Here is a 17,191-nt window from a genome sequence, read left to right as displayed (position 1 = left end):
GTCGCCAACGAGGCTAGGAGGGCAGGTATGCGCACGCTCTTGCGCGGCGGTCGCGTCGTCGATCCGGCCACCGGGTTCGACGGCACCGCCGACGTGCTGGTCGATCACGGCAGGGTGGTCGCCGTCGGGCCGGGTCTGCCGGAGACCGACGATCAGATCGCCATCGACGTCGCCGGATACCTCGTGGGGCCGGGTTTCGTCGATCTGCACAGCCATGTGCATTCGATCGCGGGTCACCGGTTGCAGGCGATGGACGGGGTCACCACGGCGCTCGATCTGGAGGCCGGGATGATGCCGGTCGGCCGGGCGTACGCGGAGGCGGCCTCGGCGGGGCGGCCGCTGCACTACGGTTTCTCCGCTTCCTGGGGTTTCGCCCGGGCGAAGGTGCTGGCCGGGGTCGAGCCGGACGCGAACTTCGCCACCGCGCTTTCGGTGCTGGGCGATCCGGCCTGGCAGCGGTCTTCGTCGAAACCCGAACTGGCTTCCTGGCTGTCCCTGCTGGAAGACGAGCTGGCGGCGGGTGCGCTCGGCGTCGGCGTGCTTCTCGGGTACGCGCCCGCCAGCGACCCGGCCGAGTTCCTGGCCCTGGCGAGGCTTGCCAAGCGGGCCGGAGCGCCTACGTACACGCACGTTCGCGAGCTGGTCGAGGTCGACCCGGACACGCCGGTCGACGGTTCGGAGGAGATCGCGGTCGCCGCGGCCGAGACCGGGGCGGCGATGCACCATTGCCACGTCAACAGCACGTCGGGGTACCACATCGACCGGGTGCTCGCCGCGCTGGAGGCCGCCCGCTCCGCCGGGTCGCGGGTGACGGTGGAGGCCTATCCCTACGGGGCGGGCTGCACCGCGGTCGGTGCGTTCTTCCTCGCCCCGGAGCGGCTGCGGATGAACGGCCTCGATCCGACACGGGTGGTCCTGCTGGAGACCGGTGAGCGGATCGCCGACGAGGCGCGGTTGCGGCAGGTCCGGAGCGAGACGCCGGGAGCGCCGTGCCTTCTCGAGTCGCTCGACGAGCAGGATCCGGGCGAACGGGCCCTGCTGCACAGATCGCTCGCTTTCCCCGATTCGATCGTCGCGAGCGACGCGATGCCGGTGTACTGGCCCGACGGCGCCGGCGACAGCATCCGATGGCCGCTTCCCCCGGGCGGGGCGACACACCCGCGCACGGCGGGGACGTTCTCGAAAGCGCTTCGTCTGATGGTGCGCGAAACCGGCACCTGGACCTGGCTGGAGGCGTTCCGCCGCTGCTCCTATCTGCCCGCGCGGGTGCTGGACGAGGTCGCGCCGGCCGCGCGGGCGAAGGGCAGGCTGGACGTCGGCGCGGACGCCGACATCGTCGTCCTCGACCCGGCCACCATCACCGACACCGCCTCGTACTTCGACCCGACCCGGCCTTCGCTCGGCGTCCGGCACCTCTTCGTCTCGGGCACTCCGGTGGTCCGCGACGGGCGACTGCTCACCGACGCGTTCCCCGGCAGACCGCTGCGCGGTGAACCGCGGTGAACGCGAAACCGCATACGAGTCTGAACCGCGTCATCGAAGCACTCGGGGACGTGCTCCTCGAACCGCTCGCGGTCGGCCGGGACACCCGGCGTCCCCTCGGCGGCGTGGTGATCCACGACCCGTACGACGACGCCGAGTTCCCCGACCGGGCCGTGGTGCTCGGGGTCGGGGTGCGCGAATCCGGTGAGATCGTGAAGCTTCTGCACGAACTCGGCGGACGCGGCGCGTCCGCGCTGGTCGTGCGCTCGCCGGTCTCCGCCCCGGCCGAGCTGGCGCGAGCGGCCGCGGCCTCCGGGGTGGCGTTGGTCGGCCTGGCGAGCAGGGCGTCGTGGACGCAGCTGGCCGCGATGCTCCGTACGTTGCTGGCCGAGGGCGACGTCGGCGACGTCTCTCCGCAGGCACTCGGCGGAATCCCGACCGGCGACCTGTTCGCGCTCGCCAACGCGATCGCCGCGTTGCTCGACGCGCCGATCACCATCGAGGACCGTGACTCGCGGGTGCTCGCCTTCTCCGGCCGCCAGGACGAAACCGATCCGCCGCGGGTCGAAACGATCCTCGGCCGCCAGGTGCCGGAGCGGTACACCCGGGGCTTGGCCGAGAGTGGCTTCTTCGACCGCCTCTATCACGAGGCGGGACCGGTCTATTTCCATCCGGACGACGATGGCGAGAACCGTCCCAGGGTGGTGGCCGCCGTCCGGGCCGGCGATGAGGTGCTCGGCTCGATCTGGGCCGTGGTCGATCACGCGCTGAGCGACGAACGTGAGGCGGCGCTGGTGGACGCCACGAAGATCGTGGCGTTGCATCTTCTCCGGCTGCGCGCCGGAGAAGATGTGGAACGCCGGCTGCGAGCCGATCTGGTGAGTACCGCCCTCGAAGGCGGGCGCGGGGCCCCGGAAGCCGTCGCGCGCCTCGGCCTGCTCGGCCGGCCCGCCGTCGTGCTCGCCATGGGTCTGCTCGACTCGGCTGACGACGACCCCCGGCTCGCCACCGAACGCCATCGCGTCGCCGACGCGCTCGCCCTTCATCTGAGCGCGGTCCAGCCGCGATCGGCGGTCGCGCTCATCGGCGAGGTCGTGTACGGGATCGTGCCGGGGAACCACGGTGATCAGCAGGAACGCTCGGTGCGTGTCGCGGCCGCGTTCCTGGAACGAATCGGGCACCGGGTCTCCGCGACGATCGGCGTCGGACCGACGGCGCTCGACAGTTCGGGCCTGTACGACTCTCGCGTCGGGGCGGACCGGGCGTTGCGGGTGCTGCTCGCCAACGGCGGCGCCAAGCGGGTGCTCACGGCGGAGGACGCGCACATCGACGCGCTGATGCTCGAACTGGCGGACCTTTCCGCGGCCCGCGGCGACGTCGCGAGCGGGCCGATCGCGAGGTTGCTGGCCTACGACCGGGAACACCAGTCCCAGTTCGTGCACACGCTGCGGTGCTGGCTCGATTCGTTCGGGGACACCAACGCCGCGTCGGCGGCGGCCTATGTGCATCCGAGCACCTTCCGCTACCGGTTGCGACGGCTGGCCGAGATAGGCGGCATCGACCTCGACGACCCCAGGGACCGGTTCGCGGCGATGGTGCAACTGCATCTGCTGCTCCACGGCACGCGGCCCGAAACGGCCTGAGGCTCTCCCGATCCCGGGGTTCCTCCGCGCGGACGAACTTCCCCTTCGGCTCTCCTCGATCCGGACGAACAACCGGCGCCTCCGCCGGACCTAGCATTCCCGCAACGCCGGACCATCCACACCGGACAAGAGGTGCACATGTCGAAGATTTCCGAAATCGATACCTGGCTCCGGGAGAATTTCGCCGTCCTGCTGGACCGGCACCGGGTTCCCGGTGCCGCGATCGCGGTGCTCGCCGACGGCGAGATCGTCGAGCACGCGGCGGGTGTCCTGAACACGAGTACCGGGGTGGAGTCCACAAAGGACTCGGTATTCCAGGTCGGGTCGATCACCAAGGTCTGGACGATCACGCTGATCATGCAGCTGGTCGACGAGGGCCTGGTCGACCTCGACCGTCCCGTGCGCGACTACCTGCCGGAGTTCCGGCTCGCCGACGAGCAGGCCGCCGCCACGATCACCGTCCGGCAGCTGGCGTGTCACACCGGCGGGTTCGAAGGTGACGTCTTCGCCGACACCGGAACCGGTGAGGACGCGGTGGCGAAGCTCATCCCGTTGCTGGCGGACGTGCCGCAGCTGTTCCCGCCGGGCGAGCGGTTCTCCTACAGCAACGCCGGCTACTGCGTGCTCGGCCGCATCGTCGAGGTGCTGCGAGGCGAGTACTGGGACGACTGCGTGCGCGAGCGGCTTATCGGCCCGCTCGGCCTGACCCACGCCGGCTGCGGCGCCGAGGACGCCGTCCGCCATCGCGCCGCGGTCGGTCACGACCTGCCGGAAACGGGTGGCGAGCCGGTACCCACGAAGGTCTGGTCGCTCGCCCGCTCCAACGCCCCCGCCGGGGCGACGCTGGTCATGTGCCCGCGCGATCTGCTGACCTTCGCCCGCATGCACTTGAACGAAGGCAAGGCCGACAACGGTGCCCAGGTGCTGTCGCCGGAGTCGGTGCGCGCCATGCGCGAGCGGCAGATCGCCGTGCCGGATCTCGGCGTCATGGGCGCGTACTGGGGCCTCGGCTGGGCGGACTTCGGCTGGCAGGGCGGCACGGTGATCGGCCACGACGGCGGCACGATCGGCCAGTCCGCCTTCCTGCGCGTAGCGCCGGAGCGCGACGTCGCGTTCGCGTTGCTGACCAACGGAGGGGCCGCGCTGCGGGCTTACCACGAGGTCGCCACCAAGCTGATGCACGAACTCGCCGGCATCACGGTTCCACCGCTGCCCGAGCCGGATCCCGCGGCGGCGCCGGCCGATCTTTCCCGGTACGTGGGCGAATACTCGTCGAGGGTCGTCTCCACCGTCGTCACCGAGGAGGGCGGCAGGCTCTGGCTGCGGCGCACCCCGAAGGGGGAGTTCGCCGAACTCGACGAGCCCTCGGGCACGGTCGAACTGCTGCCGTGGCACGGCGAAACCTTCGTCGCCGTCGTCCCGGAACTCCCGGGCGCCTACATGCCCCACGAGTTCGTCGGCGACGATGGCACCGGCCGGGCCCGGTTCCTCCACACCGGACGCGCGGACCGGCGGGTGACCCGGTGAACGACATCCGCGTACGGATCGAAGCCGTGTTCGCCGCTGCGGGCGCCGAAGGTTCGCTGCACGCCAGGGAAATCGGCGTGCCGGACGGCGCCGAGGTGTCGGTCGGCGCCGACGATCAAGTGGTCCTCGCCTCGGTCTTCAAGATCCCGATCGCGCTCGCCTACGCCCGGGAAGTGGTGGCCGGACGGCTCGACGAGACCGAGTGCACGAAGGTGACCGCGCGGTACCGGATCGGCGGCATCGGCACCGCGGGCTGCGCCGACGACGTCGAGATGACCTGGCGCGACCTCGCCTGGTTCATGCTCACGATGAGCGACAACGCGGCGACCGACCTGATCTGGAACCGGATCGGCCAGGAGACGATCTGCCGGGTGGTCGCCGACCTCGGGCTGACCCGTACCCGCCTGATCGGCTCCTGCGAGGACTCGTTCCGCATCGGGCTCGCCGAACTCGGCGGGACCGACCTCGCCGAAATCGACGCGCTGCTGGCCGAAGCCACCGACGAACAGCTACGCAACCTGTCGATGTGCGACCCGGAAAGGGAAACCTCGTCGACACCGCGCGAGACGACCGAACTGCTGGACGCGATCTGGACCGACCGGGCAGGCGAACCCGAGGCATGCCAACGCGTTCGGGCGATCATGGCCCAGCAGATCTGGCCGCACCGGCTGTCCGCCGGATTCCCCTCCGATGTGCGGATAGCCGCGAAAACCGGGACGCTGCCGGGCATCCGCAACGAAGCGGGAGTGGTGACCCTGCCCGAGGGCCGCCGTTTCGCGGTCGCGGTGTTCACCCGCGCCCATTCCTTCGAGGACCGCCTTCCCGAGGTCGACGCGTCCATCGGCGCCGCCGCCCGGCTGGCGCTCGACCACCTCGCCGCCGAGAACGTGACACCGTAGGAGAACTCCCATGAAAACTGCCCGGCACACCACCGTGACGGCGGTCGTGGTCGCGTTGACCGTGAGCGCGTGCTCCGCACCGGCGCCCTCCGGCACGGACCCGGACGCGAACCGGCCACTGGCCGACGGCAAGACTTTCACCTATGCCGTCGGCTCGGATCCGGGGACGCTCGACCCGGCGCTCACCGTGCTCTCGATCGCCGGCGAGATCGGCCGCTACCTCTATGACGGGTTGCTCGGCGTGGACGGCAAGGGACAACCCGAGGCGGGCCTCGCGACGCAGTGGGAGGCCACCACGACCACCGCGTCCTTCACCCTGCGCGAAGGCATCACCTGTCCCGACGGGAGCCCGCTCACCGCGAAGGACGTCGCGGCGAACATCGACTTCATCGGCGACCCGGCGAACAAGTCGCCGATCGCGGGCAACACGGTGAAGGTGGGCACGAAAGCGGTCGCCGACGATTCCGCGGGCACGGTGAAGGTCACCAGCGGGGCACCGGACGCGTTCCTGCTGCGCAACATCGGCAACATCCCGATCGTCTGCGCGAAGGGCCTCGCCGACCGCGCGACGCTGGCCAGGGGCGAGAACGGCACCGGCATGTTCACCGTGTCCGAGATCGTCCCGAACGACCACTACACGCTGACCCGGCGCAAGGACTACAACTGGGGCCCCGGCGCCTTCGATCCGCGGCAGAAGGGCTTGCCGGACAAGGTGATCATCCGGGTCATCCCCAACATGACCACCGTCACGAACCTGCTGCTGTCCGGCGAGCTCAACGCCGCCCAGGTGATCGGGCCGGACCAGCAGCGGCTGCGGGCACGCGGGCTGTTCCACGCCGACACGACCGTGGCACTCGGCGAGTTGTGGTTCAACCAGGCACCCGGCCGGTTCGGCGCGGACCAGACGATGCGCCGCGCACTGGTGCAGGCACTCGACCTCGCCCAGGTCGCCAAGGTGCTGACCAGGGACGCCGGCGCCCCGGTCCGGAGTCTGATCACCATGGAACCGGCGGCGTGCACCGGAGATTCCGCCACCGGGCACGTCCCCGGCTTCGATCTCGCCGCGGCCAAGGCCGCGCTCGAGGCGGCGGGCTGGAAGCCGGGACCGGACGGCATCCGCACGAAGGACGGCAAACGCCTCGCGCTGACCGCCATCTACGGCACGCAGATCGGAGCGACCATGACACCGGCCGCCGAGCTGATGCAGCGGGGCTGGAAGGAGGCGGGCGTCGACGTGACACTCAAGGGCCTGGACAGCCCGGCGACCAGCCAGACGCTGTTCGCCTCCGGCGACTGGGACCTCTCGCTGGCGCCGGTCAGCCTGAACCTGCCGAGCCAGCTGACCCCGTTCGTCTCCGGCAGCCGCCCGCCCGAGGGCACGAACTTCGCGCATATCGACAACCCGCGGTACGACGCGCTGGTCGCGAAGGCGGCCACCCAGGTCGGGACCGCGGGCTGCCCGGACTGGCTGGCCGCGGAGACGGCGCTGTTCGAGGACCAGGACGTCGCACAGTTCGCGAACTCCGTACTCCCGACCTTCGGGAACAAGGCGCGGTTCGAGATCTCGAACACCTTCCTCCAACCCTCGTCGATCCGGATGTATGCCTGATGAACGGATCAGCCCCGGAGCGAGTGACATGCTCCGGGGCTGATCGACTCCGTCACCCTCTTGAGGGGGGAAAGAGGATTCCACGCTCCGGTGCCGGGCACCCGGTGAGATCCGCAAGGCCACCGAGCGTGAGGAGGATGCCGCATGCCGCGGACGGACCTGGAGACCGTGGACGTGCTGGCACCCCTTCCACTGGAAGGCATCCCGGGACGTGGACAGCGGCGGGCGGTCTGGTCGTGTCCCGGCAGGCTCTACATCGAGACGTACGGCTTGAAGGGACCGGAGGGCGCCCGTGTCGCCCGGCGGGTGGAACGAGCCCTGGCGGAGATCCCCGGCGTGCGCTGGGCCCAGGTGAACGCGCCGAGGCGGAACCGGCTTCCGAAGCCGAGCGGGTCGAAGAGGACGAACGCCGCATCGTGCGCGACGTGTTGTATCGCCGGTTTCCCCGCCTGACCAGCCTTCTCGCCGACTGCTTCGCAACGGTGTCCACTTACGACATCGCCCGCCCGGGGAATTTGGACGGCGACAACAACGTGATCGCGGAGACTCTCGTCCTCCTGGCAGACGTCAACGGGAACCTCGACCGAGTATCTATCGGACGGATGCGCGAAATCCTCGGCGAAGGTATGGCTCGCAGCCTCGGCCGCCTGCCCGAACCTCACGCCGTACAAGAGGCGGCCCGGCTGGTCCGCGCCGAAGCGGCGGTTATCGATTGGGAAGCCCTCGCCTGGACAGCAACTGATTTCGACGGGGGAACACGCTCGGAAGACCTGCGCCCGCTCAGTCCTCCTTTCTGGGCGCTGCTGAATACCACGGAACAACATGTGGCATTCAATGCGGTTGTGAACCGAGCTTTCCCACGGACCATGGCGATCCTGCTGGTGTCTGGAGCAAGCCGATCCCCTCGATATCGTGTACCCCGACCAGACCCCGGAATATCCCGACGTCGTGCGCGAAGCACTCGTTCTGATCTCCGACGTGTACGCCGATCTCAGCCGTGTCACGCCGGTACGCCTTGAGAAGGTGCTCTATGAGGCACTTGCACGCGAAGGCAGGGGCGATCGGTGTCCGTTGTGACGCCACGCTCTTTTGCTGCAGGTTGATCGAATGTGCGTACCCCTGCAAGGCGCCTTGGCCCTGACGACTTCGGTCTGCCGATCCCAGATGGCCGGGAGCTTGCGCGTGTAGTGGCGGGTCAGGCCGTGGGTGGATGTGGGAAGAATCTGTCGGTGGCATTCGTTACTGTGCGTGCGTTGTCGAGCATTGGGGGTTGAAATGGAGGAATACAGGGAAGTTCCGCCGGGGCTGGCGGATGCACTCGTGCCGGTGGTCGCGGATCTGGTCCCGATACTGCGCGGTCGGATCCCGCGCGGTCCTGCGGCGGCGCTCGGCAGGCTGGGAGCGCCGGATGCGAAGCCGGACGTCTTCGGCCTCTTGGTGGGACCGCTGGTTATGGGACATGGCGAATCCGCGGCGTTGAGCAGGCTGCGTTCGCTCGGTGAACCTGTCTCCGAGCGGTTGCTCGGCGCGCTGGAACTGACGGTGGACGCGTTGACCGTCCCCATTCCGTACGAGGTCGAGGCAGCGGTGCCAGGGCCGGACGAGACGCCGCATGCCTTCGGGTTCGGGATGATCGGCGGGCCTTGCGCCGAGACCGTCACCGCGGTGCGCCTGCTCGATCAGCTGCGGCCTGGGCTTTCCACACTGATCGTGGCGCTGGTCGAGGAACTGGCCGGGCACGAGGCCTTGGTCCCGCTGCTTGAGCCCCCGTCGGAGCTCACCGGTGAAAAAGAACTGGCGGCGGCGCACGGAGCGGCGCATCTCGCGCTGGCCGTCGCGGCCGCCGCGCCGGTGCTGCGGAGGGCTGGAGCTCCGCTCCTCGCGGGGACGTCCGCAGCCGTCGTCGGTGTGGCGTTGGGCGCTGTTTCGGCTTTGTTGAGCGAAAGTCCGATGCCGTCGGCGTACGCGGCTGCGCTGCTGGAGAAACGCCGTGCCGACTACGTTCTGCCGGTGTCGGCGTCGGGTTCGGCCTCGGTGCGGGGACATCGGTTCACCCTGGCCGAGCACACTGTCCTCGGCGAGCCCGACTTCAGCGGGAATGGCCTGGCCGTCGCCGTCCCCGGCGGGATCGCCGTCCGGACCGGGCTGGGGGAGGGCCAGGTGCCGGTGTCGACGCGGATCCTCGAAAGAGCGCCGGACGAAGTGGAACTCGACTGGTGGGACGAGGTCGTCGAGTTCTCCTGGCGGGCGGAACGGGGCGACGCCACCTTGAGCGAAAGTGACTCGCGGCGGCACGTGAGAACACCGCCGTGGCCGGGCGATTTCCGTGTGCGGGTGCACGCGATCGGCCGAGACGGCGAGGAGCGCGAGCGCTACGAACTCATGCTTTGGCAGGCGCCGCCGGGGCCGGACATCGTGCACAAACGCGGTGACCGGCTCGGTTACGTCGTCCGCGGTGAAGCCGTGCCCGACATCGAGGCGCCCCCGGAGGCCGCCTATCGGTGGATCCGTCAGAGCATGCTCGGTGAGGCGGCGACAGTCACGGTGGTCGGAGGCGCCTCACCCGCTGAGGTGCTCCGCGCCTTCGGTGCGGACCCGGCGGAACCGGAGTCCGCGCAGGAGTTGGCGACGGCGTACGACCTCGATCCCTGGGTGGCCGTGCTTCCGGTCGAAGGCGGGGTGCTTGCCGTCGAGTTCAACGGTTTCCAAGGTTCGTACCGGCCGGTGCTGGAGCCGTTGTCACGGGAAGGTCGCACGGGCAGCCTGTTCTGGAATATCAACGCCGTGACCCGGCTGTCCTTCGCCGACGACGGGGACGTGCTCGCGTCGTCCGAACTCGGATACTCGGAGGAGATCGCCGACCCTGAGGTGAACCGGGCGTTGGCAGGCCTGGACTTCGGCGGCTATCGCGACAGACTGGAAAAGGGCCTGCTCGCCATCGAGCGGTACATCGGATACCGGCTGCGGAAGGAAGATCTCGAGCGGATGGTCGAGGAGGACGTCGCCTATCGCATCCTGCCGCATCTGCCCGAGCTGTATCCCGAGGCACGTGACGCCGACGGTTCGCGCGCGTTCCCCGGTCATGGTCCTCTTGGGGCGGACACCGATCGGCTGGCCTTCGTACCCGAGGAAACGTTGCGGGAGCTGGCCTGGCGGGCGGCGTCGGCCGTGGCCGAGCACGCCGGCGTCACCGGAGACCCGGTCATCGCGGAAGTGCTCACGGAGCGCCGGCTGAGCCGGGAGGCGAAACTCGCGGCCAGGCGATCGCAGCTGCAGGCGTATCGGGAGCACTCCTGGCTATGGCAGGCGCTGCACAACGCGACCAATCCGGATCCGCTGGCCGCCGCGATCGGTGCGCTGTCCGCGGCACGATACGCGGCCGGACCGGGCGGTGAGGACCTGCTGGAGCACGCGCGCCGAGTAGTTCGCCAGCGGTAGCAGCTGGCACTCGTAGTTCAGTCCTCGACGAGCCGAGGACACAAATACCGGTGCGTGCGGTGAGGAAACCTTGGGCCAGGCGCCCGTTTGACCTCGCCGTGGAATCCAGTGCCAGCCGGATCAACTGGACGAAGTCGTCGGTGGTGATGAGCGCGTTCTCTTGGGGCGAGGCCAGGGCTTGGAACGTGACTCGTTGTGTCCCGGTGCTGAGCAGGCTTGTCCTTTGTCCGCGGCTGGAGCCGACGACATCGGCCAAGTACCGGTCCTTTCTGGACAACCATCTACTCCCGCAGTGGTCGTCATGGCCGCTGGCCGGAATCTTCAACAGCTACGTCGAGATCGAGAAAGGCTCTCGGAGTTGCACGACGCGGACGAGGGCGTCGATGCGGCTCTACGAGAGCGGGCTCGGCTCGCCGGGTTCGTTCTCGGGCTGCTCGACTTCTACACCGGGTCGCGATGGTGAGAGTTGGTCGGTCAGCAGCGGCATGAGTACGACAGTGAGGCTCAGACGATCCAGATCCGCGAGCCGTTGAAGGAGATCGGTGGACGTCTGTTCAAAGGCGGTCGCCGGGTAGATACTTCGCGGCTTGCCGACTTGGGTCCGCGGCCGACTCGCCCGGCGACGCCGCGACGGCAGGGTGGCCGCGCGAAGAAGTGCCGGACGAAGACTCCGGCGGGTACGCGAAGCGTGGAGTTGCCGCCGAGTATCGCGGTCTTCTACGAAGAAATGATGGACAGCCACGGCTTCCCGTTCGTGCTCTGCAGTGCTGAGGGCGCGCCGCTGCGGCGGTCGAACTTCCGCAACCGGTACTGGCGCCCGGTCTGGGCCGGCAGTGACGCTGAAGACGCGCGGTCGGCAGAAGTGGTGCAGCCGATCCTGCCGACCTTCACCTTCCACGAAGGCCGGCACAGCCACAGCACCTGGCTGGCCGAGGACGGAATCCCGGAACGCGACGAAACGCGTTCGAAGCCGCCCCAACGAGGAGGAACTAGAGACCGGAGACCTGCAAAAACAGAAGGTTTTCGGCGCCCTGTCTGCCGACATCACCACCTCTACGCCGTTGACTGCGGTGGGGTCGGCTGGAGCGATCCGACACCTCCACTGCTGCGGACACCACTCGTGCTCGCCAAGGAACTGACCACACTGCTGGATATGCTCGAACTATCCTCGGTCGTGCTGGTCGGCTCTTCCTACGACTGGATCGCCGCGCGTGTGACCGCGGCTCGTCATCCCGGTCGTGTTGTCGTCTGTTGCTGGTGGACTCGTCCCACGAACTGCAGTTGTTGATCGCCTTGGACGTCCTTGAGGTGGTGTTGAGCGAGAGGCACCGGCAGCAGTGGCCCAAAGCGGCACGGCGGCCCGCCGAGCGGGTACTTCCTCACCGGGTTCGTGCCATGGCCGAGAAAGTCGACGCTCGCGTGTCCGGTGACGACGCGCGACCGGCTGGTCCGGAACGTGACCGCGCCGTTCACGGTGTACGAAAGGCGGCCAAGCGGCTGCGGTACGCGCTGGAGGCGGGCGCGGAGGCGCTGCCGGTCGATGCCAAGCCGGCACTGCGTGCCTTCCAGGACCTTCTCGGCGAAATTCCAAGACGCGGTCGTCGCCCGCGAGCTCTTGGGTGCCTTGGAGGTCGCGGACGGTACCCTGGCGGCGGTCCGGGCACCGGAGACGGCCAACGCCGATCGATGCGTGGCCGCGCTGCCGGAGACCTGGCGCGATCTCCGCCGTGCACTTCGTCTGTTATGGACTTAGCACCCGACGTCGCGAGGGACGAAAGTCCTTCGCCCAGAGGCCTAACTGCGCCATCCCTCGAACGAGGCGAACTCGTACGGTCTGGCGAGGCCGGTCCGAAGTGGCCGGTGACGCACAGACCCGACGGAGGGTGATTCCCTGCTGACCGGAATCGAATTCGATCATGACCTCCGGTGCGGCCTGGCTGGCTACCTGGGCGCGGTAAGCACCGTGATGGGAGTGGGGCAAGAGTCCTGCTCGATGGACCTCGAGCAGCCCATGTCGGCGTATGTCGCCTTGGACGTGCGCTTGCCCCGATATCCGGATCGGGACATGGCCCTGCTGTGGGACGAGCGCCACGGCTGGGCCTTCGCCATGGAGACCCATTCCGGAGAGGACCTGCTGGTGCTCGCCTACCTCGGAGGCGAACTCGTGCCCTCACCGGACACGGTCGGCCGATTCGTGACCGCGATCCAATCCGCCGGTGGCGCGTCCTCCACCTCTGTCCCGCCGGAGCCGAGAGCCGATCGCGACCACGTGAAGGCTCGGCTGCTGCGGTACCGGCGCGACATCTGGGCCGCGACGGCACCGCGCAGTCACTTCGTCATTTCTCCGGGGTGTTGGTGACTTCGACGCCGCCGAAGATCGCGGTCCCGTTCACGGCGAGTACCGGGGCGTCCGCCGGGAGGTCACCGGTGCTGTCGGTCTTGTCCTCGAGACCGCCCATGAACGGCAGGCCGCCGAGTGAGATCCGCCAGCCCCGCGGTACCAGGACTTTGACGCCGCCGAACAAGGCGAAGGCGTCCACGGTCGCGCCCTCGTCGATCCTGGCTTGACGAAGGTCGAGCGTCGAACCGCCGAAGATCGCCGAGACGTCGGTGTGTCGCAGGTGGCGGGACTGTTCCCTGGTGGTCGCTCCACCGAACATCACGAGCGGTGTCCTGGTGCTGTGCTCCCGGCGAAGTCCGGCGAGCACGGCGAATCCCGCCACCGCCAGCAGGGCCGGCCACCACAGGCCACCTTCCGCCAGGTCCAGGGTGCCCGCGAGGAGGATGAGCCCGATCACGGTCACGGCGGCCGGTCCGATCGACATTCGCCGCTGGGACAGCATCGCGACAATGCCGAGGCCGACCAAGGACGCCGGCCACCATGCGCCGAGCAAGCCGCCGGTCTCGAGGGCGCCGGTCGCGTCGAGGATCCCCAACACGCCCAGGGCGACCAAGACCAGCCCGACCCAGAAGCGAACGGGTTTCATGACGGCTTCTCTTCCGACGCCGGGTCGCCGCGGCGTTCGACCGCGATGGACCAGGGGCCGGCGAGCGCGGTGATCGCGCCGGCCGCGGTCACGACCGGTGCGAAAACCGCGGCGACCAGGCCGGCGTTCACAGGGACATCGAGGATCACCCGCGCCTGGGTGTCCTTGACGACGATGCGCCGGACGTTGCCCTCGCGGACGAGCCGTTGCACCTTTTCGGTGAACACTTCGCTCGGCTTCTTCGGCGCCGCGGATTCGGTTACTTGCCGGTCTTCCTTCTGCACGGTCATGGTTTCTCTCCCTTCCGGTTCCACGGTGAGGCCTCGGCTCGCCGCGCGGCAGTGACCTTCGGTCCTTCCCCGTGGCCGAAAGGCGCACGATGCTGAACGGAGGACTTTCCGGCGGAGGAGGCCGTTCGTGAAGATGCGCGCATGGCGGGTCGCCCGGCCCGGGCCGATGGCTTCGAGCCCGCTTGAGTGGGCGGAGGTTCCGGTTTCGCGACCGGCCGCCGGGGAGGTGCTGGTCAAGGTGCTGGTGTGCGGGGTCTGCCGCACCGATCTGCATGTCGCCGAGGGTGACCTGCCGGTCCATCGGGCAGGGGTGATTCCGGGCCACGAAGTGGTCGGCGAGGTGGTCGCCGTGGGGGACGGCGTCTCCGGCTTCGGTACGGGCGACCGGGTCGGAATCGCTTGGTTACGCGAAACCTGCGGCCGGTGCCGATACTGCCTTCGCGGCCGGGAGAACCTGTGTCCGGAGTCGCGCTACACCGGTTGGGACGAAGACGGGGGCTACGCCGAATTCGCTGTCGTACCGGCCGCTTACGCTCTTCCGCTGCCCGAGGGATACACCGACGACGAGCTCGCGCCCTTGTTGTGCGCCGGGCTGATCGGCTACCACGCGCTGGAGCGGGCGCAAGTGCCCGAGGGCGGTCGGCTGGGGATCTACGGGTTCGGCGGAAGTGCCCACCTGACCGCCCAGGTGGCGATCGCCCGTGGCGCCACCGTGCACGTGATGACCCGCAGCGAGGAAGCCCGGAAGCTGGCTCTGGCTCTCGGAGCGGCCTCGGCTGTCGCGGCCGCCGAGGCGCCGCCGGAGCCCCTGGACTCGGCGATCCTGTTCGCGCCTGTCGGAGAACTGGTCCCACCCGCCCTCGAGGCTCTCGATCGAGGCGGGACACTGGCGCTCGCCGGGATCCATCTCTCCGACGTCCCGCCACTGAACTATCAGCGGCACCTCTTCCAGGAACGTCAGGTGCGCAGCGTCACGGCGAACACGCGCGCCGAGGCGCGGGAGTTCCTGGCGTTCGCGGGTACCCACCACCTCGAGGTGAGTACGGTGCCATACCCACTGGACGGGGCGGATCGGGCGCTCGCGGATCTTGCGGCGGACCGGGTCAACGGCGCGGCCGTGCTGCGGGTCGGCTGACCGCCGCGCCGGTCATGCCGGAACGAGCAGAATCCACAAAGGACCATCGGACACTGGAAGTGGCTGCCCTGACGCGGTCGTGAACCGGGTCGGCGCCGTTGCCGTCGTACGGCTCCAGGTACCCGCGAACCGCTGCCCGTCCCGCCACATCGTCGCCTGCCCGGTGCCGACGGTCTGGGCGATGGGGGAGTTGGGCACCGTGCCGGTCTCCCCGCGTTCGCCGAGCCGCACGGCGACCCGTTGTTCGACGATCGTCGCCGCGCCGACCTTGCCGCCGTCCACCGAGGTGAGTGGCGAGCCGTCCAGACCGATCAGGTATCGACCGAATTCCACCGACCAGGTGAACGTGAAAGCGGCCGCCGGATAGCGGATCGCCGCGGTGGCGGCCGCCGTGCCGGATCCGGGTGCGGCGCCTGCGGTGGGAAACGCGCCCTGCGGCGCGACCTCGCCGTCGGGGACTTGTTGCGGGCGAAGGTAGAGATTGTGCGGTGACGGCCGGGAGTCGTCGCGGAAGTACGCGTTCGGGATTTCCGTGGGCGAAGCGCTCGTGAGTGATGCCGAACGCAGAGCCGGCAGCAGCTCCGGCGCGGCGCCGGAATAGGCGAGCGCGGGGCGTCCGAATTGGGCCAGCAGGCCGAGGTCGGTGGCTCGCGCGCTGCGCACCGGTCCGATCACCGCCGGCGGACTGCCCCGGTAGAGCGCGAGCAGCCGGGTCAGTCCGCCTTCGACGGGTTCCACGTACACGAGGTCCGCCATGCCCAGGCCGGTCTGCGGGCGGGCGGCCGCCACGTTGTCGATCTTGACGGCCAGTATCGCGCGACGATCCGGGACGGGCGCTTCGCTGGACGAGGGGGACGGATGCGTGCCGGAAGGGTCGGACGACTCCCGCACGACCAGGACCACGACGGCTGCGAGCACCAGCGTTCCCGCCGTCGTCGCGATCCACCAGGTCTTTTTCACAGGTTAAGCCCGATCAGCTCCACGAGTTCGACAGTGCGCGTCGCGTAGCCCCATTCGTTGTCGTACCAGCCGAAGACCTTCGCCAGATGTGAGTCGGCCTTGGTCAGCTGGGCGTCGAATACGCAGGACGCGGGGTCGCCGATGATGTCGCGCGACACCACGGGTGCTTCCGTGTAGCGCAGGATTCCCTTGAGAGCACGATCCGAGGCTTCGGCGAACACATGGTTGACCTGGTCCGCGGTCACGGGGCGCTCGAGTTCGACGGTGAGGTCGGTCAGCGAGCCGTCCTCGACCGGCACCCGCACCGCGACCCCGTCGAGTTTGCCCGCCAGTTCCGGGATCACCAGTCCGATGGCTTTGGCGGCGCCGGTGCTGGTGGGCACCACGTTGACCGCCGCCGAACGGGCACGGCGCGGATCCTTGTGCGGACGGTCCAGGAGGGCTTGATCGCCGGTGTAGCTGTGAATGGTGGTGAGGAGCCCACGCCGGATACCGAAAGCCGAGTGCAGAACCTTCACCATCGGCGCGACGCAGTTGGTCGTGCATGACGCGTTGGAGACGATGTGATGGTTCGCGGCGTCGTAGTCACCTTCGTTGACGCCCAGCACGATCGTCGCGTCGACGTCCTTGCCCGGTGCGGAGATGACGACCTTCCTGGCACCGGCGGCCAGGTGCGCGCCCGCCGTTTCCCGAGTCCGGAACTTCCCGGTGGACTCGACGACCACGTCGACGCCGTACTCGCCCCACGGCAGACGGGCCGGATCGGCCTCCGCGGTTACCTGGACGAGGTGGTCGCCGACGCGGAGAGCCCCGCCGTCGACGATCTCGACCGGTGTGCGGAGTTTGCCGTAGGTGGAGTCGTGGACCAGCAGGTGGGCCAGCATCTCGGGTGAGGTGATGTCGTTGACCGCCACCACTTCGATCGGGCTTTCCGGTGACTCCAGCACACAGCGCAAGATGTCCCGCCCGATCCTGCCGAAGCCGTTGATCCCGAGCCGTACCGTCATGATCGTCTCCCTTGTCGTCCTTCGGTGCACTGATGATCTGCTCGGCATCCGAGGGAGCCGTAGAGACGAAGGTCCTTTGCCGGCCGGGCCAACGACCGCCGGGCTGACGTCGCGCCGCTTCGGCGATCGAGCCGGGACTGTGGGCCCGGCTCGCCGGGACTTCCGTCTCTCCTCCTGAACTCCTCACTGGTCGAAGCTGGGAAGTGACCAGACG

The 17,191-nt window shown here is 69.0% G+C and carries 15 protein-coding genes and 1 pseudogene; 12 read left to right on the top strand and 4 right to left on the bottom strand.

Annotated elements, in window-relative coordinates; genetic code table 11:
- Positions 1 to 27 precede the first annotated feature (27 nt).
- The 11 genes and pseudogenes from AMK34_RS07495 to AMK34_RS07450 all read left to right on the top strand — a co-directional run bounded on the left by AMK34_RS07495 (position 28) and on the right by AMK34_RS07450 (position 12,957).
- Positions 28 to 1,503 carry an amidohydrolase family protein gene (locus AMK34_RS07495; protein ID WP_073843880.1) on the top strand — a complete coding sequence of 492 codons (1,476 nt, stop codon included), beginning with the start codon at positions 28 to 30 and terminating at the stop codon, positions 1,501 to 1,503.
- Complete coding sequence (locus AMK34_RS07490; protein WP_073843878.1) at positions 1,500 to 3,125, top strand: PucR family transcriptional regulator; 1,626 nt, start codon at positions 1,500 to 1,502, stop codon at positions 3,123 to 3,125. Before AMK34_RS07495 ends, AMK34_RS07490 begins: the two co-directional genes overlap by 4 nt.
- Before the next feature lie 138 nt (positions 3,126 to 3,263).
- Entirely contained in the window at positions 3,264 to 4,652 is a 1,389-nt protein-coding gene (locus AMK34_RS07485) for a serine hydrolase (protein ID WP_073843876.1), read from the top strand.
- Entirely contained in the window at positions 4,649 to 5,551 is a 903-nt protein-coding gene (locus AMK34_RS07480; RefSeq protein ID WP_073843874.1) for a serine hydrolase, read from the top strand. Before AMK34_RS07485 ends, AMK34_RS07480 begins: the two co-directional genes overlap by 4 nt.
- A gap of 10 nt (positions 5,552 to 5,561) precedes the next feature.
- Entirely contained in the window at positions 5,562 to 7,160 is a 1,599-nt protein-coding gene (locus AMK34_RS07475; RefSeq protein WP_073843872.1) for an ABC transporter substrate-binding protein, read from the top strand.
- A gap of 144 nt (positions 7,161 to 7,304) precedes the next feature.
- Positions 7,305 to 7,613, top strand: a complete 309-nt coding sequence (locus AMK34_RS43130) for a hypothetical protein (protein WP_198941666.1) — start codon at positions 7,305 to 7,307, stop codon at positions 7,611 to 7,613.
- A gap of 459 nt (positions 7,614 to 8,072) precedes the next feature.
- A complete protein-coding gene (locus tag AMK34_RS43380; protein ID WP_241832707.1) occupies positions 8,073 to 8,237 on the top strand; it encodes a hypothetical protein in 165 nt (54 codons plus the stop codon).
- 198 nt (positions 8,238 to 8,435) lie between these two features.
- Complete coding sequence (locus AMK34_RS07465) at positions 8,436 to 10,598, top strand: DUF6461 domain-containing protein (RefSeq protein WP_073843868.1); 2,163 nt, start codon at positions 8,436 to 8,438, stop codon at positions 10,596 to 10,598.
- Positions 10,599 to 10,783: 185 nt separating this feature from the next.
- Positions 10,784 to 11,547: pseudogene (locus tag AMK34_RS43920) on the top strand (tyrosine-type recombinase/integrase); the annotation flags it as partial.
- Positions 11,548 to 11,855: 308 nt separating this feature from the next.
- Positions 11,856 to 12,485, top strand: coding sequence for a CHAD domain-containing protein (locus AMK34_RS43915; protein WP_443111199.1), 630 nt, complete (start codon positions 11,856 to 11,858; stop codon positions 12,483 to 12,485).
- A 79-nt stretch (positions 12,486 to 12,564) separates the two neighbouring features.
- Positions 12,565 to 12,957 carry a DUF6292 family protein gene (locus AMK34_RS07450; protein WP_338020555.1) on the top strand — a complete coding sequence of 131 codons (393 nt, stop codon included), beginning with the start codon at positions 12,565 to 12,567 and terminating at the stop codon, positions 12,955 to 12,957.
- On the opposite strand, the gene AMK34_RS07445 is transcribed toward AMK34_RS07450, so the two are convergent.
- Together AMK34_RS07445 and AMK34_RS07440 are read right to left on the bottom strand one after the other, a co-directional pair.
- Positions 12,935 to 13,585 carry a LiaF transmembrane domain-containing protein gene (locus tag AMK34_RS07445; protein WP_073843863.1) on the bottom strand — a complete coding sequence of 217 codons (651 nt, stop codon included), beginning with the start codon at positions 13,583 to 13,585 and terminating at the stop codon, positions 12,935 to 12,937. The two genes, AMK34_RS07450 and AMK34_RS07445, sit on opposite strands and share 23 nt — an antisense overlap.
- On the bottom strand, positions 13,582 to 13,875 hold the full coding sequence (locus tag AMK34_RS07440) for a DUF4342 domain-containing protein (protein ID WP_073843861.1): 294 nt from the start codon (positions 13,873 to 13,875) through the stop codon (positions 13,582 to 13,584). The genes AMK34_RS07445 and AMK34_RS07440 overlap by 4 nt, the downstream gene beginning before the upstream one ends.
- 133 nt (positions 13,876 to 14,008) lie before the next feature.
- Between AMK34_RS07440 and AMK34_RS07435 the strand changes: the two genes are divergently transcribed.
- Positions 14,009 to 15,010, top strand: coding sequence for a zinc-binding alcohol dehydrogenase family protein (locus AMK34_RS07435; RefSeq protein WP_073844654.1), 1,002 nt, complete (start codon positions 14,009 to 14,011; stop codon positions 15,008 to 15,010).
- A 12-nt stretch (positions 15,011 to 15,022) separates the two neighbouring features.
- Here the strand turns inward: AMK34_RS07435 and AMK34_RS07430 are convergent, their stop codons facing one another.
- Together AMK34_RS07430 and gap are read right to left on the bottom strand one after the other, a co-directional pair.
- On the bottom strand, positions 15,023 to 15,970 hold the full coding sequence (locus tag AMK34_RS07430) for a DUF3048 domain-containing protein (protein ID WP_083649763.1): 948 nt from the start codon (positions 15,968 to 15,970) through the stop codon (positions 15,023 to 15,025).
- Entirely contained in the window at positions 15,967 to 16,977 is a 1,011-nt protein-coding gene (gene gap, locus AMK34_RS07425) for a type I glyceraldehyde-3-phosphate dehydrogenase (protein ID WP_073843859.1), read from the bottom strand. The genes AMK34_RS07430 and gap overlap by 4 nt, the downstream gene beginning before the upstream one ends.
- Positions 16,978 to 17,191 lie beyond the last annotated feature (214 nt).

The sequence above is a fragment of the Amycolatopsis sp. CB00013 genome (assembly GCF_001905755.1).
GTDB classification, from domain to species: domain Bacteria; phylum Actinomycetota; class Actinomycetes; order Mycobacteriales; family Pseudonocardiaceae; genus Amycolatopsis; species Amycolatopsis japonica.
Note: the sequence above shows the minus strand (reverse complement) of the source record. Positions and strands in the feature narration are given on the sequence as shown.